This window comes from Anabaena sp. TISTR 8404, from assembly GCF_056847745.1.
In genome coordinates, this window is record NZ_CP180578.1 from 2,350,049 (window position 1) to 2,376,284 (window position 26,236).

The 26,236-nt window shown below is 39.9% G+C and carries 20 protein-coding genes; 12 read left to right on the plus strand and 8 right to left on the minus strand.

The window, feature by feature from the left end:
* Nucleotides 1-374: 374 nt before the first annotated feature.
* A complete protein-coding gene (locus tag ACMX3D_RS10185) occupies nt 375-911 on the minus strand; it encodes an EF-hand domain-containing protein (RefSeq protein WP_482751305.1) in 537 nt (178 codons plus the stop codon).
* Between the two features lie 350 nt (nt 912-1,261).
* Between ACMX3D_RS10185 and ACMX3D_RS10190 the strand changes: the two genes are divergently transcribed.
* Nucleotides 1,262-2,656, plus strand: coding sequence for a TldD/PmbA family protein (locus ACMX3D_RS10190; protein ID WP_482751306.1), 1,395 nt, complete (start codon nt 1,262-1,264; stop codon nt 2,654-2,656).
* Between the two features lie 197 nt (nt 2,657-2,853).
* Here the strand turns inward: ACMX3D_RS10190 and ACMX3D_RS10195 are convergent, their stop codons facing one another.
* From ACMX3D_RS10195 to cobA, 3 genes are all read right to left on the minus strand, one after another.
* A complete protein-coding gene (locus ACMX3D_RS10195) occupies nt 2,854-3,120 on the minus strand; it encodes a hypothetical protein (RefSeq protein WP_482751307.1) in 267 nt (88 codons plus the stop codon).
* A gap of 626 nt (nt 3,121-3,746) precedes the next feature.
* Nucleotides 3,747-4,340 carry a dephospho-CoA kinase gene (coaE, locus tag ACMX3D_RS10200; RefSeq protein ID WP_482751308.1) on the minus strand — a complete coding sequence of 198 codons (594 nt, stop codon included), beginning with the start codon at nt 4,338-4,340 and terminating at the stop codon, nt 3,747-3,749.
* A 91-nt stretch (nt 4,341-4,431) separates the two neighbouring features.
* Nucleotides 4,432-6,003, minus strand: coding sequence for a uroporphyrinogen-III C-methyltransferase (gene cobA / locus ACMX3D_RS10205; protein ID WP_482751309.1), 1,572 nt, complete (start codon nt 6,001-6,003; stop codon nt 4,432-4,434).
* 435 nt (nt 6,004-6,438) lie between these two features.
* On the opposite strand from cobA, the gene ACMX3D_RS10210 reads away from it, so the two are divergent.
* A complete protein-coding gene (locus ACMX3D_RS10210; protein ID WP_482751310.1) occupies nt 6,439-7,134 on the plus strand; it encodes a Coq4 family protein in 696 nt (231 codons plus the stop codon).
* A 5-nt stretch (nt 7,135-7,139) separates the two neighbouring features.
* On the opposite strand, the gene ACMX3D_RS10215 is transcribed toward ACMX3D_RS10210, so the two are convergent.
* Genes ACMX3D_RS10215 through ACMX3D_RS10225 form a run of 3 tightly spaced genes read right to left on the minus strand, consistent with a single transcriptional unit; the run spans nt 7,140 to nt 9,168 of the window.
* Nucleotides 7,140-7,706 (minus strand): Uma2 family endonuclease, encoded by a 567-nt coding sequence (locus ACMX3D_RS10215; RefSeq protein ID WP_482751311.1) that lies wholly within the window; start codon nt 7,704-7,706, stop codon nt 7,140-7,142.
* 30 nt (nt 7,707-7,736) lie between these two features.
* Nucleotides 7,737-8,201: a tetratricopeptide repeat protein gene (locus ACMX3D_RS10220; RefSeq protein WP_482751312.1), complete on the minus strand. Its 465-nt coding sequence runs from the start codon at nt 8,199-8,201 to the stop codon at nt 7,737-7,739.
* Between the two features lie 4 nt (nt 8,202-8,205).
* Nucleotides 8,206-9,168 (minus strand): homogentisate phytyltransferase, encoded by a 963-nt coding sequence (locus ACMX3D_RS10225; protein ID WP_482751313.1) that lies wholly within the window; start codon nt 9,166-9,168, stop codon nt 8,206-8,208.
* A gap of 487 nt (nt 9,169-9,655) precedes the next feature.
* Here ACMX3D_RS10225 and ACMX3D_RS10230 point away from each other — a divergent pair, with 487 nt between their 5' ends.
* The 5 genes from ACMX3D_RS10230 (at nt 9,656) to ACMX3D_RS10250 (ending at nt 15,905) form a co-directional block, all read left to right on the plus strand.
* Nucleotides 9,656-11,041: a glycoside hydrolase family 10-like protein gene (locus ACMX3D_RS10230; RefSeq protein ID WP_482751314.1), complete on the plus strand. Its 1,386-nt coding sequence runs from the start codon at nt 9,656-9,658 to the stop codon at nt 11,039-11,041.
* Between the two features lie 305 nt (nt 11,042-11,346).
* A complete protein-coding gene (locus ACMX3D_RS10235; RefSeq protein WP_482751315.1) occupies nt 11,347-12,984 on the plus strand; it encodes an RluA family pseudouridine synthase in 1,638 nt (545 codons plus the stop codon).
* An 89-nt stretch (nt 12,985-13,073) separates the two neighbouring features.
* The gene (locus ACMX3D_RS10240) at nt 13,074-14,126 is read left to right on the plus strand and encodes an aldo/keto reductase (protein WP_482751316.1); all 1,053 of its coding nucleotides are present in this window, start codon (nt 13,074-13,076) and stop codon (nt 14,124-14,126) included.
* Nucleotides 14,127-14,348: 222 nt separating this feature from the next.
* Nucleotides 14,349-14,915, plus strand: coding sequence for a DNA starvation/stationary phase protection protein Dps (gene dps, locus ACMX3D_RS10245; RefSeq protein WP_482751317.1), 567 nt, complete (start codon nt 14,349-14,351; stop codon nt 14,913-14,915).
* Between the two features lie 273 nt (nt 14,916-15,188).
* Nucleotides 15,189-15,905: a pirin family protein gene (locus ACMX3D_RS10250; RefSeq protein WP_482751318.1), complete on the plus strand. Its 717-nt coding sequence runs from the start codon at nt 15,189-15,191 to the stop codon at nt 15,903-15,905.
* A 37-nt stretch (nt 15,906-15,942) separates the two neighbouring features.
* Here the strand turns inward: ACMX3D_RS10250 and ACMX3D_RS10255 are convergent, their stop codons facing one another.
* Nucleotides 15,943-16,794 (minus strand): DUF1206 domain-containing protein, encoded by an 852-nt coding sequence (locus ACMX3D_RS10255; protein WP_482751319.1) that lies wholly within the window; start codon nt 16,792-16,794, stop codon nt 15,943-15,945.
* A 687-nt stretch (nt 16,795-17,481) separates the two neighbouring features.
* Here ACMX3D_RS10255 and ACMX3D_RS10260 point away from each other — a divergent pair.
* The 5 genes from ACMX3D_RS10260 to ACMX3D_RS10280 all read left to right on the plus strand — a co-directional run bounded on the left by ACMX3D_RS10260 (nt 17,482) and on the right by ACMX3D_RS10280 (nt 26,080).
* Entirely contained in the window at nt 17,482-19,194 is a 1,713-nt protein-coding gene (locus ACMX3D_RS10260; protein ID WP_482751320.1) for a putative bifunctional diguanylate cyclase/phosphodiesterase, read from the plus strand.
* Nucleotides 19,195-19,563: 369 nt separating this feature from the next.
* Nucleotides 19,564-20,139 (plus strand): hypothetical protein, encoded by a 576-nt coding sequence (locus tag ACMX3D_RS10265; protein ID WP_482751321.1) that lies wholly within the window; start codon nt 19,564-19,566, stop codon nt 20,137-20,139.
* Between the two features lie 656 nt (nt 20,140-20,795).
* Nucleotides 20,796-20,969: a hypothetical protein gene (locus ACMX3D_RS10270; protein ID WP_482751322.1), complete on the plus strand. Its 174-nt coding sequence runs from the start codon at nt 20,796-20,798 to the stop codon at nt 20,967-20,969.
* Between the two features lie 722 nt (nt 20,970-21,691).
* On the plus strand, nt 21,692-25,405 hold the full coding sequence (locus ACMX3D_RS10275) for a HEAT repeat domain-containing protein (protein WP_482752312.1): 3,714 nt from the start codon (nt 21,692-21,694) through the stop codon (nt 25,403-25,405).
* A 351-nt stretch (nt 25,406-25,756) separates the two neighbouring features.
* The gene (locus ACMX3D_RS10280) at nt 25,757-26,080 is read left to right on the plus strand and encodes a response regulator (RefSeq protein WP_482751323.1); all 324 of its coding nucleotides are present in this window, start codon (nt 25,757-25,759) and stop codon (nt 26,078-26,080) included.
* Nucleotides 26,081-26,236 lie beyond the last annotated feature (156 nt).

Below are 26,236 nucleotides of genomic sequence, written 5' to 3' on the forward strand. Positions count from 1 at the left end.
GATACAATCTCTATTCTCTAGCCTCTCTTTGTTCTAGACTTTGTTGTTTCTAACTCGAAATTAGAGTAAAAACTTGAGGAACTTGTGAGGAAAATATACAATGGCGTATTCTTAGCAGAAACTACTTGTGAACTACCCTACCCAATCTTGGCTTCAGCAGAGGGTTGGGCTTCCGTTTGAGAAACCTTTTCACCATCAGTTACGACAGCAAAATGTTTTAGGGACTTCCAGAAAATAAACTATCCAATTTATCCTCTTCAAAACAACTTTCTTTCTCCTTGCTCCCTGCTCCCTGCTCCCTGCTCCCTGCCTACACAGTGATAGTATATTTTTTTAGTTGGAAGTCCCTTAGCCCATCAAAAGTATAGCCTGCATTACTCCACAGAACCCCAAAAGCAGTTGCCTACAGCACCAGGTTCCTTTTCAGTGAGAAATTGTCTCTTAGCAGAAACAAACTCTTCTTTAGAGAGAATGCCGTCCTGATCGATATCCAGTTTGGAGAATACGAAAGCTGATTTTTCAGCATCAAGGTTAAACACACTGAAGAAGAGTTGATGTTCTGGTTGTGATATGTGACCATCACTATCTAAATCAACAATGTCAAACACAGTCTCTATCAAAGGGTCTTTGTAATCTGGATTTGAAACCGCTTGCTCTATGCCCTGACAAAATTCTTCAGCACTGACCTTACCATCTCCATCCAAATCCGCTTTCGACCAAAAGTCCTCCCAAATATTAAGCCACTTCGACAACAAATCTTTGTGAATCTCTGAACCAAGCTCTGCACTACGGATTTTGGTGAACCTCTCAGCAAAAATTTCAGCATCTTCTTTGCCAATGAAGCCTGAATTATCGGCATCTAGACATTGAAAATGATGTAGTAACTTTTTTCTATGATATTCGCTTAACAATGCTTTTTACCTTTGCTGACTATTTGCAATTATTTAGCATATAGATGCTCTCAGCTTTATCAATAGAATGCAATAGCAGTTAGGGCAGTTAAGACCAAAATTTTACAAAGTTAATAATTTTGGTTCAACCCTGTAATTAGTCATTTGTCCCTTGTCCTTTGTAAATACAAATGACTAATCACAAAGGACAGACTTTAGTGTTAGTTATGTAATTTTGATGTGTTTTAGCTTACCACTGTGTAAGTTCTATTACAAAACAAAGCTGTATACTGACACAAGTTCAAACCTGTTACCTATCACCTACGAGATATTGCAAAATAAATGTAGTTCGTTGTGGTGACTACCAACAAATGCCAACTACACTTGCTGACGCACAAAATTTAGTTTCTGACCTCATCTCCCGCTACTCATCCCGTGTAGATTATTTGATGATTCGCTTAGAGGAAGCAGAAGGGACTGATATCTTGTTGCGTGGCGACAAGGTAGAAACCCTCAGTGAAGGTATTTCTATTGGTGGACATATTCGTGCTTGTTATAAAGGTGGCTGGGGTTTAAGCAGTTTTAACCAGCTTTCTACTATTAAAGAACGAATTGAAGAAGCGATCGCCGCTGCCCGGATGGTGGGTGATGAAGAAACTTTACTGGCTCCCATTGCTCCAGTGCAAGCAGTCTGTCAATTACCTCTTACAGGTACAGATCCGCGTAAAATTAGCCTATCGCAGAAAAAAGAATTGTGCGATCGCTACACTCAACTATTAAGAAGTGTTGACCCGCAAATCACCACAACTTCCGTCCGCTACGGTGATAGCGCCCAAAGAATCATTATTGCTACATCTGAAGGTACACTGATTGAACAATCTTGGGTAGACATGGAAATGCGCTTCGCCGCTACTGCGAGAAATGGCGAAACAGTCCAAACAGGTAGGGAAACTACTGGTTCGCGCAAAGCCTATGAAGATTTAATTAATTTAGATGAACAAGTTAAAAATGCTGCCCAAAGAGCAATTGCAGCTTTATCGCTACCATCAGTTAAAGGTAATACATACACTGTAGTTATTGACCCCATCCTGACGGGTTTATTTGTTCATGAAGCTTTTGGACACCTTTCCGAAGCAGATATGGCTTACGAAAATCCCGACTTACTGGAAGTAATGACCATTGGACGGCGGTTTGGGCCAGAAGAACTGCAAATTTTTGATGGTGCTGCTCCAGAAGGACATCGCGGTAGTTATTTTTATGATGATGAAGGTACACCCGCCACTACTACCCAACTCATCCAAGATGGGATTTTGGTAGGACGCTTACATTCACGGGAAACCGCAGGTAAATTAGACGAAGCACCCACTGGTAATGCCCGTTGTCTCAATTATCACTTTAGCCCGATTGTCCGCATGACCAATACCTGGATAGAACCAGGTAAAACCCAAGTGGCAGATTTATTTACAGATATCAAAGAAGGAGTTTATGCCCGTAACTGGCTGGGTGGGATGACTAATGGAGAAATGTTCACCTTTAGTGCCGGCGAAGCATGGATGATTAGAAACGGTAAAATTGCTGAACCCGTTAAGGATGTGACACTTTCGGGGAACGTTTTCCAAACTCTGGCTGATATTGAAGCAATTGGTGATGACTTCTACTGGGATGAGTCTGGAGGCTGTGGTAAAGGTGGACAAAATGGTTTACCTGTAGGTTGCGGCGGCCCCAGTCTGCGAATTAGGGATGTAGTTGTAGGTGGAGAAACCTAGGTAATTCGTAGTCTGTAATTTATAAATTACAAATTATAGACTAATAATTATATCATGTCCGGTTAATTAGTGATGATTCCCGCAATCATTGCACCCCTCCCCGTTCACCGTAGGTTCACGGGGAGGGGAGACAAAACGCAGTTTTGGCAGGGTGGGGTTCTTCGGTTTTTATAAGTAATCAAACGGACATGATATTACTAATTATCTATAACTTTTGTTAGTAAAGCCATCCACATATCTGGCGGATCGGCATAGTAATCTATATCTTCAACTTGATATCGAGATAATTCAGAACCACGCCGCAAAATAATATAATCACAAGGCTTAATGCCTTTGCCTACCCCCGTCATTTGTCCTGCTAGACCGTGATTTAGCGATTCAAATACGTAATCTCTACCTGTAATCAATTGGCTATAATCATGTGTTTTTTGCTTTTGGTTCTGCTCATTTGCTGAAATGAACATTAGGGGCAACCAATTAAAAAAATTGAAACTTAAGTTCATAACTATTCTCATACAAAATTTAAAATACCAAAATCATGTCTATCAAAAGATGACTTGGCTATGTAAATATGCCTCTTGATCAATAACCAATCCAGAAAAATCAGAAGAAAAAATCTAGTCAGTAATTAGCTGCACCTGATCTACCGAAGAAAATCTAATATCTCCTGACAAATAACTCTTGCTGTAGATGACCAAATAAAATTGGTAGAATTACCAACTATTTTTTGAATATACCTAAGAATAATTTTATAAGCAGTATCTCGAATCGAGACAAATTTTTTGCAGACTTAATTCTGAATTTTGATTGTTTAATTTTTATCCAAAGATAATATCGGTGTTGCTGATTATGCCAGCCATACTATCTTGAAATTATTAAGATTCTTGCGATAAACTCCTAAATTACGCATTTACTACATAAATTACAGGAGTATAAACAGCAGTGTCCACAGTAAATTTACTAAAATATTAGTAGATAATTATTAAAGCATTAGTTTTGTTTCCCTGACTTTAACTTTTTTAGAAGTATATAAATTTAGGATGAAATCTGAGTGTCTTTTATATGAATTTGTCTAGACAATTTGTTGCTATCAAGGTGTACCTTGTTTGAAGGCAACGTCTACCTGAATTAGCAGAGATTCTGGTATAGAAGAGTTATCTAACACAACATCTGCACGAGCTATTTTTTCTGCCAAAGGTAATTGACTTTTAATTCGTGCTTGTGCTTGTTCGTGATTAAGATGATTTCGCTGTATTAATCTTTGCAACTGTTGTGCTTCTGAACAAGTGACTACCCAGATTTCTGTAACTAAGTGTGTCATTTGTGCTTCAAATAATAGCGGTATAACTAATACCAAAGTTGCAGCGGTGGATGTAGCAATTACTCGGAGAAAACAGTCCCTTACATAAGGGTGAATTAAATCTTCTAACCATTGGCGTTCTTGCTGATTTTGAAAGATAATTTCGCCTAGTTGTTGACGGTTGAGATTACCATCAGAAAGTAATATTTGTTCACCGTAACGTTGAGTGATCGCTCTTAAAATAGGTGAACCAATAGATACTGCATCCCTAGCATAAGTATCAGCATCAAAAATCAGCAGGTTATAAGCACTGGCTAAATAATTAGCAACAGTGGTTTTACCTGTAGCAATTCCTCCTGTTAAGCCGATAATGCGTTTGGTCATTGGTCAATAGTTAAAAGTGCTGAGTGCTGAGTAGTAGTATATTCTTTCCCTGCACTTCATACTTCAGACTTCATACTTCACACTTCAGACTTCACACTTCATACTTTTTAATTAGCGCTTGAGTGAGTCCTTCTAAGGTATATTCTTCAGCCTCGACATCTACCCGTCCGAATAAAGCATGACAAGTTTTGGAAGTTTGGGGGCCAATGGAAGCTATACAAACATTTTGTAAATTGGCAGCAGATTTATTTGCAAATGTGTTGTCTATAATTTGACAGAAAAATTGTACAGTTTTAGAACTAGCAAAGGTAATAATATCTACCTGATGATTTTGTAAAGCTAACTTTGCTGGTTCTGGGATACTACTAGGACAGCAAGATTGATACGCTGCAACTTCGATGACTTCTGCACCTTTGGCTGTTAATTCTTTAACTAAAATTTCTCGACCACCAGTTTCGACTCTGGGGAATAAAATTTTTTTACCTAATAATTCTTCGGGAAAATGTTCTACTAAAGAGTCTGCCACAAAATTAGGGGGAATAAAATCTGGTTGCAGACCTTGTTGTTTGAGACATTGGGCTGTTTTCTCGCCAACAACAGCAATTTTCAGCTTAGCTAAAGCACGAGAATCTTGACCTTGTGCAGTTAATCTGGCAAAAAAATATTCGACACCGTTGGTAGAAGTGAGAATTAACCAATCGAAGTCAGATAAACTAGCGATCGCATGATCCAAATCTGCCCAACTAGAAGGCGGGCCAATTTCTAAAGCTGGCATTTCAATGACTGTAGCACCAACTGCGGTGAGGCGATCGCTAAATTCGCTCGACTGTACCACAGAACGAGTGACTAAGATAGTTTTTCCAGCGAGGGGGAGGTGTTTGGACATAGTTGCGAAACTGGGAATGATTGCTGTAGTCGAATCCTCAGAATATATTGTCTCAGATTGCAAGTACTGCCGGAGCCTGACCACTTCACCAATCACAATTACCACTGGCGAGAGAGATAACCCAGTTGTTTTTTCTAAAATATTTTCCAGTTGACCAGTCCAAATTTGTTGATTCGGTGTTCCCGCCCAGCGGATGATCGCAATGGGAGTGAAGCGCGATCGCCCACGTCGCATCAATTGATGTAAAATCTCTGGCAGATGTTGCCCACCCATCAAGATTACTAGTGTCTCTAACCGTGACAACGCCTCCCAGTCCAAAGCATCAGGTTCGTGTGCGGTAAATACAGCAAAACATCGACTCATCACTGGGTCTGTCAAAGGAATTCCAGCGAACAACGGCGCAGCTAAAGCCGAGGAAATTCCTGGTACTACTTCAAATTCACAATTAGCTGCTTTTAAAGCTTCGATTTCGGAATTACAGCGTCCAAAAATAAACGGGTCGCCTGATTTTAACCGCACAACTTGTTTACCAGTTTGGCAGTGCTGTACTAATAATTTGTTAATTTCCGCTTGCGGTGTACTAGGTTTACCACCACGTTTCCCGACATCTAACTTTAGACAATTAGGTGGTACACACTGTAATAATTGTTCATCTACCAAAGCATCGTAGACCAATACCTCAGCTACCGCCAAGAGATGATACGCCTTGACCGTCAGGTATGCTACATCTCCTGGCCCTGCGCCTACGAGGTAAACTTTGCCTTGTTGTTTAGTCATGATCTGAGATAAATGCGATCGCGCAGAAAAATTTCATCACAAAAGGCAATATGATCGTCGATGAGTTAGTGAGCGTAGAATAATCTTTATCAAGATCAATTGCTTTAGTCAAGGCACAATCCTCAACCTCTAAGAAATCACCTTACTATAGTTACCGTTGCCTTTTGTTACTCTTCATTTCAAAGGTTAATGCTAAACTAACCCGATTAATCTTTATCAAAATTCACATTTAAGTAAATTCCCGATTAACTTAGCAAATAATTCTTTACTTTTAGTAATTCTACTGACAAACTCTTTGTAAGAAAGCCGAATAAATTCTCACAAGCCATCGTTCTCAACATAGTTTTCTGTATGGTTACCACTCTTTGAGTGGCTAAATTTCTCGTGTCTACGCTTTAAATTTTTGTTCAATTACCATCAAATGTAGTCAAAATTATGCCTTGTGAAATTAACTACAGTGCATTTCAAGATTTCATAGAAGATCCATCTCAAACTCATTTGCTATTTGAAATAATTAAATATTCTTGTAAATCTAGTTACCTAACGTTACTGAAAACAATGGTTGAGCCTTTAGAATCAGACCATACCTTAATCAAGCTTTATCAAGAAAATTATAATTTAGGTAATTTAGATTTCGACTATTTTATCAATTTACCTAAAGAGACTCTGGGATATCAATATGCAAACTTCTTAATTACTCATAATTTGCAGCCTGATTATTACCCAACTATCAGAAAACGTAATTTAATGAGTTATATCAAAAATATCCTCTGGGAAACACATGATATTTGGCATGTAGTTTGTGGCTATGATACCTCTCTTCAAGGTGAGGCTGCTTTGCAAGCATTTCTTTTGGCTCAAGTTCAATCTCCACTGGCTTTAGTAATGTTAGGTGCAATCTTGATTCACATTGCTGCCAAGCAACCAAAAGAAATTGCCAGTACGATGAATTTAGTAGTATTTGCTTATCAACAAGGTAGATTAGCTCAAAATCTATTATCCGTAAATTGGCATTCGCTGTTTACAAAATCTCTTGATGAAGTGCGACAAGAACTCAATATTTATCAAAATAGAGTTCAGGAGTTTGACATCCTGATTCAGGAGTCAAAATTCATGATGAATCATATATAACTGTGCTAAATCACCTTTAACCAGCCAAAAATTTCACCTACAGTTAACTGTAACCCTTGGCAGAAATCTGGCACTGGCAGAACACTATCAAGTGCTTCAAAAGGTAAAGGTTGTTGTCCCGCAGGATAAGCTGCAATAAATCGCTCATCAGGGTCGATTAACCAACCCATTTGTGTGCCGTGATTGAGAGCGTGTAAGATTTTTTTTGTAACTTTTGTATGGCTTTGTTCTGGAGACAGAATTTCGATTATCCAATCTGGTGCAATGGTAAATGTATTAGCAATATCACCATTTTCATCAACAGGAAGCCTTGCCCAAGAGAAGACAGCAACATCGGGAACTATAGAAATTCCTTCAAATGTGCAGCGTAATTCTGGAAAAGCCCAACCAATTTTTTGCGCTTTTACAACAGCATTAATTCTGGGACAGAGTTCTCCTTGAATAGTGCTATGTTTTCCTTGAGGCATTGGTTTTTGAATTACTTGACCATCGATGTATTCTAAGCTGGGCTGAGTTTCTGGTAATGCGAGAAACTCTGCTAGGGTCAATATTTTATTTGGTGTTTGTACCATAAATCATCAATTGAAAACGATTAATCAATCTCAGGTTGACTTGGCGTTCATTTTTTCTAATAACTGAGCAACTTTTTTCGCTTTTTCTGGCTGGCGTTTTTGAAATAATTTTTGTGCTGTTTGTAAGTTGATTTTAGCAGCTTCTGGTTGATTTTGCTGAATTAAAACATTGGCTAGACGCAAATAAGCTTCAGGATTTTTCGGGCTGCGGTGAATAACTTCCTGGAATAATTCTGTGGCTTCAGTAATTTTATCTTGTTGATATAAAACATCACCCAAAAATAAGCGAACTACGTCATTGGTAGAGTTAATTGCAATAACTTTACGAAATTCAGCTTCTGCACCTGCATAGTCTTTTTGTTGATAAAGATTGATGCCTTTTTGAAAATAGTTAGAGGTGATTAAGGTTTTGACGGCAAAATAAACGAGTAGGACAATACTGGCAATAACTACCAAAATTGCCAGTATATCAATTACGGGAAGAGTATCTTGCATTGTGTTAAGCCAACAAACAGGCGATCGGGAATATTAAATATTCTAAGAAAAAGAGTTTCCAAATGAATTGATAGAATTGAGCGATCGCCCGTTTATCTTGTAAGTCTACTGTTAAACTGCGAAACCACATCCCACATAGCAATACTAAATGGGTAATCACCAAAAACGCTGAGTTCACTGACTCTAAACGCAGCACACCTGCTAAAACCATGCCCAAATAGCAGAGGGTGAGTACCCAAAGCGCCAAATTAAATACAGATGGCGCTCCCAGTTGAATGGTAAAAGTAGAGATATTGTACAAGCGATCGCCTTCTATATCGGGGATATCTTTAAAAATTGCGATTGCAAAGGTAAACACCAAAATAAATATCGTCAGTACCCAGACTGCTGGCGGAATTAATTCTTTGCTTTGCAGCAGCCAATTATAGTGCAGAAATAAACCCAAATTGACAATCGTCCCGCGTACCGAAAAAATGCACAGTGCAGCCCAAAACGGAAACTGTTTCAACCGAATTGGTGGTAAAGAATAAGCTGTACCAATTGCCAAACTTAAAGCTACCATCCCAAACAAAAACGGGCCGTTCAACCAGGAAATCACTAGTGCCAAAATTCCCGTAGTTATGACTATTAATTGCCCTATGCGCCGAGAAAACTCTCCTGATGCTAATGGTAAATGCGGCTTGTTAATCTTATCTATCTCTACATCTTCTAGCTGATTTAGCCCCACAATGTAAACATTGCCACATAAACAAGCAATCCATGCACCTAAAATTGGCAGTAGAGAATTGGGAATAGGCAATAGAGAATCAATACGATGATTGATGGCAATGGCAATGAAATATAAACCCAAAACACTCAGACTGGTGCCGATAATTGTGTGCGGACGCGAGAACTTCCAAAAAGCGTATAACCAATTAAATGACACAGGTTTGCGTGACAAAGGGCTATTTTGAGAACTTTGGCTCATGAGTAGCTTAAATTCAGTATTTCGGCTTACTGTTAATCATTGTCACAGAATTGGCTGATTAAAAACAGTCCAAGGTCTAGAAACGATTGTTTTGTTGGACATGTTGAGAGAAGATAAACATACGTTACTGAGAATTAGCCACAGCACTCTTCTAATGAAAGGCTAACCTGAGTATTTTTGCTGTAGTTAATTTTATTTAGACAGAGTAACGTTTCACTGCTTTTGGATTTTAAGTTATTAAAAATACATACTTACATCAGCAAAATTATGGTAGACAGTCAAGTAATGCTATACAAATTGAAGACTTGATAAATCACCTTTGCGGCAGAATGTATATTGGACACTAATAGATACTGGTTACGTCATCCATGATAGACGGTATGAATTCTCTTTGAGTTTCTCCGGTGCAAAAAATTCGATGTGCAGCATTGAATGAACAACTACCAATTAACCATTCCTCTAGTAAACATGAATACTTCAAGGCTATATGGCTAATAAATTCCATCACAAAAACAGACGATGGCGTGTGTGGGTAGGTGACAAATCATTCAACCCGATGAAACTCATTAGACCTCTTGCAAAAGCAACTTTTGCAAGAGGTAGGGAACAGGCAATAGGCAACAGGGAACAGGAAGAACTTGGGGATATTCCTCGTTCCCCGTTAAGAGTTCCCGACTTCTGCAAGAAGTCTATTTCTTTCCCAAGTTGGCGGCGCACGCTCAAGCGCCTTTTGCCGATGCTGGTGTTAGTCTCGTTCATGGCAGTCTTGTTAGTGGATGGACTAAAACCTGCGATCGCTCAACTACCACGCCAAGAAATTCGCGGTGTATGGATGACCAACAATGATTTTAATGTTCTCCGCGATCGCGCCAAAGTGCAGGCAGCTGTGAAGAACCTGCAACAGCTGAATTTCAATACCATCTATCCGGTGGTGTGGAACTCCGGTTATGCTATGTATCCCAGTGCAACCGCCCAACGCGCTGGTATTCAACCTTTTGTTTCTCGTGGCTTAGATGGGCAAGATATCTTAGCAGACTTAATTAATCAAGCCCATCGTCAAGGACTGTTAGTTATACCCTGGTTTGAGTTTGGCTTCATGGCTCCGCCAACATCTGAGTTAGCATTAAATCATCCAGAGTGGTTGACACAAAAGCGCAATGGTAGCGAAACTTCCATCAGTGCAGCTGGTGAAGTTGTTTGGCTAAATCCTTTCCATCCTCAAGTGCAACAGTTCATTACCAACCTCGTGCTAGAAGTCGTCACCCAATACGATGCTGATGGGATTCAATTTGACGACCACATGAGTTTGCCTCATGAATTTGGTTATGACAAATACACGGTAGCTTTATATACCCAAGAAACAAAAAACAATCCCCCCTCAGATCCGCAAGATCCAGCCTGGGTAAAATGGCGGGCAGATAAAATTACCGCTTTCATGGTACAACTCAACCAAGCGGTGAAAGCCAGAAAAACCAATGCTATTTTCTCGGTTTCTCCTAATTATTATGACTTTGCTTACAAGTTTCACCTGCAAGATTGGCTGACTTGGATACGGCAAAATATTGTGGATGAGCTAATTGTGCAAGTGTATCGTCCCAATCTCCAAAGTTTTATCGCTAACATTGGCCGCAGCGAAATTCAAGAAGCCCAACAAAAAATTCCTACAGGAATCGGAATTATGGCAGGGTTACGCAATAACCCAGTACCAATGCAACAAATTAAGTCCCAGGTTAGGGCTGCCCAAGAACGGGGTTTAGGTGTAGCCTTTTTCTATTATGAAAGTTTGTGGGACGTAGCTCCAGAATCTGTAGCTGAGCGTCAGGCTGGATTTAAGCGGCTGTTTCCGTATCCGGTAGTTCGGGCCAAACTCTAAGAAGTCATTTGTCATTTGTAAGTTAAAAAAACAGTAATTGCGATCGCTTGCTGGTATCATTCAACTACCAAACAAGCGATCGCATCATTATTTGATTGTTAACAGGGAACAGGGAATAGGGAACAGGGACTGTCTATGGCTCTTGATTTGAATCCCCGCCAAGACTTGCCACCTATAGGTGAGAGACTCATACCCATTGGTGGGGAGAGAAAACGAACGGACGAACTGCTGGAACTGAGCTTTGCCGAAGTGTTGCCCGTTGCCCGTTCCCTGTTCCCTCTCCCGAAGGGAGTTGAGATTTGCTGATGGCAGAAGCATCTCCTAGCTATTACTATCAAGGGTATTGTCCGCAAACGGGTGAACTGCTGAGATTACCCCGCACAGCGTTCATAGAAGAAATTGCCCGTGATTTAATGAACTATCTCGCAACGGATGAGCGTTATGCCAGCGAGGGGAAAATGTATGGTGTATTGTTGGTAGAATCCCCTACTGGTGAACAACAAGTAATCAAAGCTTTCTCAGGATTGCTGAATGGTCAAAGTGTTGTGGAGGGCTGGGTTGAGCCAATTCCCGGCAGAGAAGCAGTCGCTTTACAAGAAGCCCAGACTTTAGCCGCATTAGATGCGATTAAACAAGAACTTATTACCTTGCAGCAATTACCAGAACGACAGCAGTATGAAATATTATCTGGTGAATTTGAGCAGCAATTGCAACTCATGAGCGATCGCCATCGTGAATGCAGATATCAACGTCAAGCAAAACGCCAACTACTATGCGCAACACTCACAGGTGAAGTTCTCGCCTCAGCACTTGCAGAACTTGATGAAGCCAGCCGTCGAGATGGAATTGAACGACGACAACTCAAACGTCAACGGGATACAGTTTTACAACCGCTTCAGCAATTAATTGCAGCAGCAGATGCAAGAATCAGGGAATTAAAACAACAACGTAAAACATTGTCTCGCCAACTCCAAGCACAGATGCACGCCGCTTACTCGGTGATGAATTTTTTTGGAAAATCTCTAACTTTACAGCAATTGATGCCGGATGGTTTACCCACAGGTACAGGAGACTGTTGCGCCCCAAAACTTTTACACTACGCTGCAACTCATCACCTCAAACCATTAGCAATGGCAGAATTTTGGTGGGGGAAATCTTCTGGCGATAAAATTGCGGGGAAATTTTATGAAGCTTGTGCAGAACGTTGTCAGCCTTTGATGGGGTTTTTGTTGTCGGGTATTAGACCTAACCCCCCAGCCCCCTTCCCTACGAGGGAAGGGGGAGTTTTAAGCCCCTCCCCTACGAGGGGAGGGGTTTGGGGAGAGGTCATTCTTTATCAAGACGAATGGCTGATTGCTGTGAATAAACCTGCGTGGTTGTTATCTGTTCCCGGACGTTATCGTGATACCCAAGATAGTGTGGTGAGTCGTTTGCGTAATTTATTCCCTGATGGTATGAATCTTGCGGCTGTGCATCGATTGGATCAGGAGACTTCTGGTATTTTGTTAATAGCACGCGATCTCAATATTCATCGTCACCTCAGTCAACAATTTCAACAGCGACAAGTGCATAAAGTTTATGAAGCCATTCTTGCAGGTACAGTCACAGAAAACCAAGGTGTAATTGAATTGCCACTCTGGGGAAATCCCCAAAATCGTCCTTATCAACAAGTGAATTGGCAACATGGTAAACCCAGCGTGACGCAGTTTCAGGTAATTGCCAAAGAAGGTGAATATACCCGTGTAGAATTTATCCCGCTCACAGGACGCACCCATCAGTTGCGGGTTCATGCTGCGGTAGGATTAAAAGTTGTGATTTTAGGCGATCGCCTTTATGGGTGTTCTACTGAGGCTAGTCGTTTACATCTCCACGCTAGGGAAATAACTTTTTACCATCCTCAGTTAAATAAAACTATTCATTTACAGACAAAAACACCTTTTTAAACCAGCGTTATTTGTCATCTGTCATTAGTCATTTGTTAGTGATCATTTTTCATTGGTAAGGTAATTACAAATTACCAACTGCGAGTTATATGAGATACAAACTCTTAGGCAAAAGTGGGTTGAGAGTTTCTGAACTGTGCTTGGGAACAATGACCTTTGGTGAAGACTGGGGTTGGGGTGCTTCTGTTGACGAAAGTCGTAAAATCTTTGATACTTTCACAGAAGCAGGCGGGAATTTTATCGACACCGCCAATGGCTACACCGATGGTAGTAGTGAAAAAATCGTCGGTGAATTAATTGCCAAAGACCGGGAACGCTTTGTAGTTGCAACTAAATATTCTTTTCCATTGCAAATGAGTCAACCAAAAGGCGACCCAAATGGCAGTGGTAACCATCGCAAGAATTTGATTCAATCTTTGGAAGGTAGCCTCAAACGGCTGAATACAGACTACATAGATTTATTTTGGTTACACGCCTGGGACTATACAACTCCGATTGAGGAAGTGATGCGATCGCTTGATGATGTGGTGCGTCAAGGTAAAGTCCTTTACATCGGTATTTCTGATGCACCAGCTTGGGTTGTATCTCAAGCTAACACTATTGCTCATTATCAAGGCTGGACACCGTTTGTCGCTTTACAAATTGAGTATAATTTGATTCAACGCACACCAGAAAGAGATTTGCTCCCAATGGCCAAAGCCTTTGATTTAGCAATTACCCCCTGGTCACCCCTGGCTGCTGGTGTACTCACAGGTAAGTATAATAAGCCTCTGCAACCAGGAGAAGAACAAGGCAGACTGTCAAACCCCATGTTTGGAACAGTATCAGAACGGAGTTTAGCGATCGCAGAGGTAGTGAGTCAAGTTGCTGCCGAAATTGGCCGTTCACCTTCTCAAGTTGCATTAGCTTGGTTACGCGCCCAAAGTGGTGTGATTATCCCTATCGTTGGCGCACGCAAACTCAGCCAATTTCAAGATAACTTGGCTTGTTTAGATATCACCTTATCACCAGAACATCTGCAACGCCTGCATGAAGTCAGCCAAATAGAACTGGGTTTTCCCCATGACTTCTTGCAAAGTGATATGATCCGCGATCGCCTTTTTGGTGGTACATTCCACACAATTGATAACCATCACAAATAAGAGTGCTGAGTTGAAAGTGCTGAGTGCTGAGGGGCCAGTGCATTGCGCGAGTAAACCGCATTGTAGTAACTGGTGTTGCTGAGTAAGGTTAAATTACGGAGAATACTAAAGAATGATCAAGATAATAATCCATTAACTGCGAAAAACCATCTGTCTTCAGGAAGTTCCGTAAACTAAACGACTTTTTGTAGACTCATTGTGTCGATCAAAAAACGTGGAACCATGAGCGACAATAAGCAGACATCCCGCCTCTATCCTTCTCGCATCGATATTCCAGCTGAAGCACGTTCTCAAATCGTGGCCATTCTCAATCAAACATTGGCAGCTACCTTGGATTTGAAAACCCAAACCAAGCAAGCCCACTGGAACGTAAAAGGGACTGACTTCTATCAGTTGCATGAATTGTTTGATGAGATTGCAGGTGAATTAGAAGAATACGTTGATATGGTAGCTGAACGTGTCACTGCTTTGGGTGGCTACGCTTTCGGAACAGCTAGACTTGCTGCTAGTAACTCCATCCTGCCAGAATATCCCCTCGACATTTTGGATGGCAAAGACCATATAAAAGCCTTGGTAGATCGTTTTGCACCCTATGCTAAACATATCCGAGAAGCGATCGCTAAAACCAACGACTTAGGTGATGCAGATACCGCTGACCTTTACACAGAAGTTTCTCGCACCATTGACAAACGACTCTGGTTCTTAGAAGCTCACATACAAATTGATGAAATCAAAGCAGAGAACGGCACATCTGCTGCTAAAGCTCAAACACCAGTTGGTGTGAGATAAATACTTGCAAACTTCATAGTATCTTTTTGGTAAGTACGCCACTTTTTAGTGCGTACTTTTCATTTTATAGGTACATATCCTAATATTTAAATATGTCGAAAGCAAGCTAGATGAATCAAAATTCTCTCTAAGTTTAGTGTTTTATTGAAAGTAGAAATCTAGCGCATCAACTTGATAGTTCAGTAATTTATTGACTGCGATCACCAGCATATTTCGGCACACAAAAATATTAATTATTGAACTGACAAAAATCATATTAACTGAGGTAACTTTATGTCTCAAAATACAATTAACTATCTAGTTCATGATAGAAATAATCGCGGTCGTAGCCAAACTGGCTGGCTCGATAGTTACCATACATTTTCCTTCAGTCATTTTTACGATCCCAATCGTATGGGATTCCGCTCTCTGCGAGTGATTAATGATGATCGCATCGCTCCTGGTGCAGGTTTCCCTACTCACGGCCACCGCGATATGGAAATCCTTACCTATGTGCTATCTGGCGCTGTAGAACATAAAGACAGTTTAGGTACAGGCTCAGTTATTCGTCCTGGTGATGCTCAAATTATGAGTGCTGGTACAGGCATTATGCACAGCGAGTTTAATCCCTCGCCAACTGAACCACTGCACTTACTGCAAATCTGGATTTTACCTGATGAGCAAGGCTTGACTCCCAGATATGAACAAAAAGCATTTCCCCTAGAACAAAAGCGCGGTCAATTACGTCTCATCGCAGCTAAAGATGGACGCGATGGTGCGGTGACAATTCATCAAGATGTTGATTTATACGCCTCTGTGTTAGAAAGCGGTGATGTGGTTAAGTATCACCTAAAACGCGATCGCTATGCTTGGTTGCAAATCGCTCAAGGTATAGCAACATTAAACGGTGAAGAACTCAGAGCGGGCGATGGCGTACAAATCAGCGGCGAAGAACAACTCGAAATCAGCACCGACGTTGGCACAGAATTTTTGCTATTCGATTTAGGTTAATCTTTTGTAGAGACGTTACATATAACGTCTCTATTTTTTATCGATTATTAATTCGGCGATAACGAGCCTCGATAAACGAATAAATACCGTAAGCAATCAAACCCAAAGCCACTAAACCCAGAATCCAAGGGCCGAAGGGTTGCTGTGCCAAAACAGCAAGAGCTTCGCCTAAACCTTTGGCTTCACGAGCATTAGAGTGACGTGCAGCTTGAATTAAGAAAATACCGATGATGGCAAAGACAATGCCACGAGACGCTATGCCAAATCTGCCTGCACCTATCGCCCAATTTCGCTCGTTAGTAGACATTTCTTGCAGTTTGAAATGGCGACGAAACTTAGCTTTATATGCCTCGTAAAGATAAGAAATCCCAACACTAATCACAATCACACCAACCAATCCCACCAGCCATTGGCCGAAGGGTTGAGCTAACAATTTGGCTGTCCAGTCTTGAGTGGAATTACCACCACCACCACCTCCTGAACCGATAATCAGGCTGATTGCTGTCCAAGCTAAACCTCCATAAGCCAATGCACTAAAGGCATAACCCAAGCGTTTAATTACTTGTTTGGTGTCCATTGCTTGATGGGAGTGTTCTGGGTCAAACATTGCTTCTGCCAAGCGCCAGAGTGCGTAACCAATTAGCCCAACTGTCAAGATACTGAGCAGAAATTTTCCAAAAGGTTGAGAAACGATAGCTTGTAGCGCTCCACTAGTATTGGTAGTTCTGCCACCTGTACCGAATGCTGCTTGTGCTGCGAGGAAACCAACTACAAAATAGATAACGCCTTTAGCAGCGAAACCCAATCTTGCCAAACGCTCAAAAGAGGGGTTAGTAACTGCTTTTTTTACTGGTTGCTGAATATTTGCTGGTAAATTTGGTCTTGACATAAGTTTTTATATACTCCTAATTAATGATTTGATTAAGAAAAAAGTAGCGATTATTTTTGTTAAACAAGGCAATACCTAAGTAGCTCATCACAGAAATGAGGTTAATCCACAAATCAAGCATGAAATTGTGCTACGAAAGTTAAAAAATTCGCAAATAATTCTTATTGATAACTACATTGAATGAGAAGTTACCTGATATCGTCCTTTTTCTACACTCTGGCAGATTTATCTCTACATTACGAAAATCAAATCTGGCTCTGCTTGGTGAGCTTAGTTTGCCTGATTTTGAGATTGCGTTTCACCTGTCTGTTGGCGGAAATTGTTTAGCACTGCGGTATGAGATTTCTACAGGGACGGTGGCTAGAGCAGTTTTTAAGTGATGAAAATATGTGCAGTGTTTTGGCGATGCTTTTATCTCATCAATTTTTGCCAACAATACTTTATTTAAATTTTATATATTAAACAGTAATTGTACTAATAAAATTTTAGTACTGAAATAGGCTATAGATTGGGCTTTACAAAAACTATAGAGAGAATTCTATAAGCTAAATAGATGAATAGGGAAGCATAATAAATAACCCTAAATTACTCATTTTTTTTGGAATCAGGATAGCAAATCTAAGGAACTTTTCTGTCCAAAAAACTCTGGTAAATAATTTGCTGACTCTCTACCCACAAACAGAATCTATGAAGCTGAACCACAAACTTTACTTGTACTCATTTCTCGCTCAATTTCGATTCCTCAAGAATAGTTATACAGCCAAAATCATGTTGGTGGCATTTTTAGGGACTCACGTACCATTGCTCACTTTACTATTCTGTTTTGTTACGTCTAACTCTTATTCTTGGGAAATGGCGGTACGAGTGTTGCTGATTGCTTTGTTGGCGACACTTGCTGGTACAGCCGCCACACTTTATGTACTGCGTTATCTGCTGTCTCCAGTGATTTTGACATCAGCTGCATTGCAAGATTATTTTCATACTAAAAAATTACCAGAACTGCCTACAGAATTTGCAGATGAGGCAGGTACATTAATGGCAGATACCTCACAAACTCTGCATAAATTAGATGAGTTGATTCATCAGATTACTAATTATGACAATTTAACTGGATTACCAAATAGAGATTTATTTCGCGATCGCCTTTTTCAGAACATATCACAATCTCAAAACCATCAGCAGCTTATAGCTGTGCTTGTACTAGGTATTGATGATTTCACAGGTATTAGTCATGGCTTAGAGCATGAAAAATCAAACTTGCTGTTAAGAGCAGTTGCGCAACGTTTAACAAATTGTATGGCGCAAACAGATATTCTCGCCTATCTCAGCCAAGATGAATTTGCGATCGCTCACACTGATATACTTTCCTTTGAGAGTGTCGTTAAACTGTCGCAATCACTACTAAGTACAGTCTCCAAACCTTTCTTTATTGATGGGCAGCAGATTCACATTACGGCCAGTATTGGAATTACCATTAATAATTTAGGCGATCGTCATCATGTGGATCAATTATTGCAACAGGCTCACATCGCACTGTACCAAGCAAAACAGCAAGGCCGCAGTCAACATCGCTTTTATTCTCCAGAAATTAATGCTCAATTGCAAGAACGACTAGCACTAGAAAACGAGCTACGTGGAGCATTAGAGCGTAGAGAAATGGTAGTTTACTATCAACCCCTGATAGATTTACATAGTAGGCAAGTAACCGCAGTAGAAGCACTCATACGTTGGCAGCATCCTACACGGGGTTTGGTTTCGCCAGCTAAGTTTATACCAATTGCCGAAGACAATGGTTTAATTGTCTCCATTGGAGAATGGGTATTACGCACCGCCTGCGCTCAAAATCGTGCTTGGCAATTAGCAGGAATAAAGCCAATTCGGATGTCAGTCAACCTCTCAGCCAGACAATTTGAAGAACCAAACTTAGTAGAGGTTGTCAAACAAGTCCTACAAGAAACAGAATTGCCAGCATCTTACTTAGAATTAGAAGTAACAGAAAGCTTTTTGATGGGCGATATTCAGCGCTCGGTAAAAACTCTCAAACAATTACGGGAACTAGGCGTATGGTTAGCGCTAGATGACTTCGGTACTGGCTATTCTTCTTTGAACTACTTGAACCGCTTCCCTGTCAATATGCTCAAAATTGACCGTTCATTTGTGCAAGATGTCACATCAAATCCTGATAGTGCCGCCGTCACAGATGCCATCATTGCTTTAGCTAAAAGCCTCCAGTTGAACATCACAGCAGAAGGTGTGGAGACTCAAGAACAACTGGAATATTTACAAAAGCGTGGATGTCAAGAAGGTCAAGGATATTATTTTGGTATCCCTGCACCAGCCGAGAGAATTACCGAACTACTCCAGCAAAATTCTATGCAGCGAGAAGAGATAGCTGCATAAAACTAAGGGACTTCCAACTAAAAAGACATACTATCACTGTGTAGGCAGGGAGCAGGGGGAAAAAGAAAAATATCCTCTCTTGAAAATTGGATATTTTATTTTCTGCAAGTCCCTAAAGTGAAGTATCTTGATTGGGTAGTGCATCTCAAGGTACTTCACCTTTAACTTTTGACTATACCTTGGCGGCTATTGCAAATTTATAATTTCTGTGGTTAATACTGTACTTTTCGCCGAGAACTAAGACTAAAATTCATATTCTGCATTCGGTTGAGCGGTTTAATACCGAATTTACCATGCACACTCCGCAAATTTGACCACTATAAATACTGGTGTTAAAAATGATGAATTATTTTGGTGCATTTTGCGATTATGACTAAAGTTCAAAGATTAGCACACAAGATGTTGCAGTGCCAGGAAGAATCTGTGAGGTTTTCCGTGACACTTGTACCCAGTGACAACTCTCGCTTAGAAAAACTGGCTCAATTGATGGGTTACACGAAAAGCGCTTTCTGTAGTGAACTCATCGCAGCTGCCTTGGATGACATGGAGGAGGTAATTGATACTCCTGACTCTCACATTGATCAATTTCTGCCTTCAGCCGAGGAATATGCCGAAGCTTTTACTGCTATTGAAGCCAACCTCACTGCGGGACACCGAGCTATGTTAGTAGCTCATTATCATTTCCCTAATCGGACTACGACAACCTCGGAATTAGCTAGAGCAGCTAGTTATGACCATTATGGCGCAGTTAATTTGCAATATGCGAGACTTGGCTGTTTGTTGGCAAAATACTTAAATTGCTCTGTGCCAACTCACACTGATGGTTCGCCATTTCCGACTGCACTGTTGGTTGAGTGGAGTTTTGCGGATGTCTGGTACTGCACGTTGCATCCACAAGTAGCCGAAGCATTAGAAATGGTGGGATTAGTCGGTTGGCAAAGATAAGCCTGTTTGATTTGGAAAAATTTTGGTGTTGAGTGTCATTTATTCTGATGAGTTAAAAACGCTATCACAAACCAACTGCGCCTAAATATCCGCACCTGGCGAATCCGCTGCAATGATGTTTGCAATCAATAAAAAAATCCCCCAGTGGTGGCAGCCGCCGGGGGAGTTAGTTATCAGGGTGCATCTACCAATTAATTGTTCTAGTCGCGATCGCCTATAACCGGATAAAATTTTGTTTATTCTGGGCATAACTGTAAAAAAAATCCCCCAGCCAATGTAAGTCAGCCAGGGGAGTTAATTATCAGGGTGCATCTACCAATTAATTGTTCTAGTCGCGATCGCCTATAACCGGATAAAATTTTGTTTATTCTGGGCATAACTGTAAAAAAAATCCCCCAGCCAATGTAAGTCAGCCAGGGGAGTTAGTTATCAGGGTGCATCTACCAATTACTTGTTCTAGAAGCGATCGCCTCTCACCGGATAAAATTTTTTCATTCTCGGTATAACGGCAAAAAAATCCCCCAGCCAATGTAAGTCAGCCAGGGGAGTTAGTTATCAGGGTGCATCTACCAATTACTTGTTCTAGAAGCGATCGCCTCTCACCGGATAAAATTTTTTCATTCTCGGTATAACGGCAAAAAAATCCCCCAGCCAATGTGAGTCAGCTAGGGGAGTTAGTTATCAGGGTGCATCTACCAATTAATTGTTCTGTGTGCGATCGCCTCTCACCGGATAAAATTTTGTTTATTCTGGGCATAACTGCAAAAAAATCCCCCAGCCAATGTGAGTCAGCTAGGGGAGTTAGTTATCAGGGTGCATCTACCAATTAATTGTTCTGTGTGCGATCGCCTCTGACCGGATAAAATTTTGTTTATTCTGGGTATAAATACAAAAAAATCCCCCAGCCAATGTGAGTCAGCCAGGGGAGTTAATTATCAGGGTGCATCTACCAATTAATTGTTCTAGTCGCGATCGCCTCTGACCGGATAAAATTTTTTCATTCTCGGTATAACGGCAAAAAAAATCCCCCAGCCAATGTGAGTCAGCCAGGGGAGTTGAAGATCAAGGTGCATCTACCAATAAAGTGTTCTTAGCGGATGTTAACCAATCCGGATAAACTTATAACTCTTAGTTCAGAAAGATTATTAGCGTCATACCTGCTCATTATTTCATTTTTGTTCTTGCCTAGGTGCAGAGAATACCTTTAGCCGTTTTTTCAACGCCTGTAACTTTTGAATTTTCTACATTAACCAGCTTGGCAATAATTTGTATTAGATAAATTAAAATTTATACTAATATAAATTGATTTTTTATCGGTTACTACTATTTCTTGAAACTATTTTTATACACAATAAATTAATACCAAAATTTACTTATAAATACAAGGTTAACAATGAATTTTATGCAATTTTTCTAAAAACCATAAGTAATTAGATAGAATAAAATGTAAAGTATCAATTAAATGAAAATGCTTATCAAGCTTTTGCGTTGTAATTAAAAATTCCTAAAACGGTTGGATATCCTCAAACTTTAAACCTGGGTAAACGCGATGATGGTAATAGATTGGTTGGCTGTTTGGGGCGTAACTCAAGCTGTTGGATTTGCTTTTAAACCAATTTTTGAGGAATTAGCAAAAGACGTAGCAAAAGACTGGGCTAAAGATTTATTAAAATGTATTCCTAAGAACATTTTACAGCAATTAAAAAAGGAAGATATTGAAATTGCTGCTGGCAAAGCATTAAAGGAATTTTTAGAATTAATGCAGCAGGAGTTAGAAGATGCAGACATAGAAGAAATAGAACTGAAGCAGTATACTAAAACTTTAAAAAATTTTATTAGCAATCAATTTCTACAAGAGACGCTGGGTTATGCTTTCCAAGCAGACTGTCAATCTTTAGATGCTCAAGTACTTTTTCAAACTTGGTATGAAATGAATTTACCTAGTTTACCTCAAAAATTTGAGTGGGAAAGGCTAACCAAAAGATATGTCAAAAAAGTGAAAGCAATTATTCGAGAGTCAGATAAATTACGCTCTCTTCTAGACAGTCAAAATTTAGAAGAAGTAAATAAAAATCTGCAAGAAATGGCTGGTATTCCTACAGATTTTGACTTACAAAGGTATCAAGAAGGACTATATGAACGCTACGGAAATTTGAAATTAGATAGTTTAGATACAACTGGCTATGCGTATAATGAATTGAAGTTATGGCGCATGTTTATTGCCCAGAATGTGCGGGAAGTTCACCAAGTGTTACCACAAGTACATGAACTGCCCAAAGAACATTTAAAAAAACTCAGAGATACCAATCAAATAGAAGCAGAAATTTTACTAGAAGAGTTAGAAGGCTACCGCAGAGTTTATTTTGAACAACCAATAGTTTCAGTTTTAGATATTATCAATAATCCAGTTTATAAATATATAGTTATTTTAGGTGATCCAGGTTCAGGAAAATCTACATTATTGCAATTTTTGGCATTAAATTGGGCAGGAACGCCACTAAATAACATTATTTTTCAACCTATTCCTTTATTAATCGAGTTACGCACTTACATCAGACGAAGAGAAAATAACGAATGCAGTAATTTTTTAGAATTTTTCCATAAATGTAGCGGGATAGTTCATCATCTTAATCAACATCAACTTCATGAACATTTAAAAACTGGCAATGCTTTAGTGATGTTTGATGGCTTAGATGAAGTTTTTGAACTAGGAAAGCGAGAAGATGTAATTACAGATATTCATCGCTTTACTAATGTATATCCCAATGTGCGGGTGATTGTAACTTCTCGTGTGATTGGCTATAAACCACAACGCTTGCGAGATGCAGAATTTCGTCATTTCATGTTGCAAGATTTAGAACCAGAACAAATTCAAGATTTTATTAATCGCTGGCATGAATTGACTTTTAATGATGCAGAAGATAAATTACGTAAACGTGAGCGGTTACAAAGAGCAATTGATACTTCAAAATCAATTGCAGAATTAGCAGGAAATCCACTTTTATTAACAATGATGGCAATTCTTAATCGCAACCAAGAATTGCCACGAGATAGAGCAACACTTTATGAACAAGCATCACGGGTGCTGCTACATCAATGGGATGTGGAACGTGCTTTAGTAGAAGATTCGCGCCTCGACCCAAAAACTATTGACTATAAAGATAAGCAGGCTATGTTGCGGCAAGTTGCTTATCACATGCAAACTAGTGCTAAAGGTTTTACAGGGAATTTAATCAGTGTTCATGATTTAGAAAAAATTTTGATTCGGTATTTAAAAAATATCGAATTTGACAACCCAACTAAAGTTGCGAGAGTGATGATTAATCAATTGCGAACTCGCAATTTTATGTTATGTTTTTTGGGTGCAGATTACTATGCGTTTGTACATCGCACTTTTTTAGAATATTTTTGTGCATGGGAGTTTGTTTGGCAGTTCAAGGAAACACAAATACTTTCCATTCAAGATTTGAATAATGAAGTGTTTGGTAAGCATTGGCGTTATGAAACTTGGCATGAAGTGTTGCGCCTGATTACCGGGATGATTGAGCCAAGATTTGTTTGCGAAATTCTGGAATATTTAATGGCACAAAATGGTGAACCAGAAAAGTTTATCAATCTTTTTTTAGCTGCTAAATGTCTTGCAGAAGTGAGAAATAAGTTGTTAGTAACAACAACGGCGAATAAATTACTGAATCGGCTGAAAGATTTAACTAAATATGAGCTTGGTTATTATTACCAACCTTATCGAGACGAAGAAGAAACTAAATTAGTTCAAGAAATTCGGGCTAAAGCCGTGACATCGGTAGCTACAACTTGGAAAGATGACGCTGATACTTTGGTATGGCTAAAACAACTGGCTAGTGCTGATGAACATGAAGATGTGCGACGTACATCAGTGCAAGAATTAGCGAGAAGTTTTAAAGACCATGTTGATACTTTATTATGGCTAAAACAACGGGCGATCGCAGATAATGATTGGACTGTACGACAAGTAGCATTGCAAGAATTAGCGAGAAATTTCAAAGATGATCTGGAAATTCTCCCCATGCTGCAACAACGCGCCACCACTGATGAGAATGAATATGTGCGTCAAGCCGCTGTGCAAGAATTAGCACGAGGCTTTAAAGAAAAACCCGATATTTTACCTTGGCTGAAACAGCGTGTTGCTGCTGATAATTCTGGTACGGTGCGCCAAGTTGCAGTGCAAGAATTAGCCAGAGGCTTTAAAGATAATTGGGAAACTCTACCGTGGCTAAAACAACGTATCACAGATGATGATTGGACGGTACGCCAAGTTGCAGTGCAAGAATTAGCTAGAGGTTTTAAAGATGATGATGAAACTCTTTCTATCCTCAAACAACGTGCTATCAGCGATGAGAATGAATATGTGCGCCAAGCGGCTGTGCAAGAATTAGTCAGGAGTTTCAAAGACGATTCTGAAACTTTGTTTATTCTCAAACAATGCGCTACATCTGATAAATATTCGGGTGTGCGACAAACTGCTGTCGAGGAATTGGCGAGGGGGTTCAAAGAAGAACCAGAAATTTTGCCTTGGTTAAAACAGCGTACTAATGCTGAAAACGATCAGTATGTGCGACGTGCCGCCGTGCAAGAATTAGCTAGGGGATTTCAAGATGATCCAGAAACTTTGTCTATATTGCAACAACGAGCGATCGCTGATCAATCTTCCGATGTGCGCCGCGCTGCTGTGCAAGAATTAGGTAGAGGATTCAAAAATCACCCCGATACCTTGCTGATTCTTAAACAACGCGCCACAACAGATGATAACGAATATGTCCGCCGCACTGCATTGCAAGAACTGGCTAGGGGTTTCACAGATGACTCTGATATTCTCTTCATCCTCAAAAAACACGCTACAGCTGATAAATATGCAGATGTGCGACAAGCCGCAATTCAAGAGTTAGCTAGAAGATTCAAAAATGATCCTGATACTCTTGTCATCTTGAAGAAACGCGCCACTGTTGATAAATCATCTAATGTGCGACAAGCTGCTGTGCAAGAATTAGCCAGGGGTTTTAAAGACACACATGACTTATTTGAAGTGTTTTACACCTGTGCTGTTAATGACCCCTTTGTGCGGGAATATAGTTTTCAAGATAACCCCCGCCAAGTCGCACTAGAAGCAATTACCGAACAATATCCTAAACATCCACAAACATTACCATTATTGCGCGATCGCGCCGCAAATGACCCAGATGAGCAAGTACGGGAATTGGCAAAGAAAAAGTTAGCTGAGTTAAGTTAAAGTGCGATCAATCGTGCGTTACCGCTGATAGTAACAATGCTCCCAAAAGCCCAAGAGTAAGAAAATTCAGCCTTTAATTTCTTACATAAGTTGTCAAAAACGAGCCATATCAACACTTTTGAAAGCTAATGTGTCGCATCTCTATTGCGTGGTCAAAGCTGGGGGGGCTGGGGTGGCTGGGGAAGAAAACTGCGATCGCTGCCTTTGTTTCGCAATGCTGCTGCTCGGTCGTGGCTTTTGTCAATTAAGGTAGATTTTTTTTTAATATTCTTTCTCTATATCTTTTGATGGGGGTTGATTGGCAATGTTAATTTTTAGCATTGAAATTAATACCCTTTTTTATAGTTTTTTATGAAAAAGATTTTAATCTGTGATGATATTGAAGATATGGTTGAGCTTTTAAGATTTACTCTAGAACCAGAAGGCTTTGCAGTTGACACTACAAATAGTGCAAGGGAGGCAATTTTAAAAATCCAACAAAATCAACCTGATTTATTAGTATCGAATATAATGATGCCTGATATGAGTGGCTACGAACTCGCTAAATATATTCAGGAAAATTTAAAAATTGACAATCTTCCGATATTGTTTATAACAGCAATTAATGAAGAAGAATTCAAAAGAGAAAGCTTAGTTCAATTATCTCAAGTAATGTTCAAGCCATTGGATATTTAAAATTTTATAGACAAAATAAAATCCATGCTGAATGAAGAATAACAAATGACTGCGAACATATTTCTATCAATCCGGTATGACATACAACTTTACTTTTGGTAGAGTTGTCCAAATCTCAAAAAAGTGGCGGAATCGCGTTTACCAGATGCGCGATTG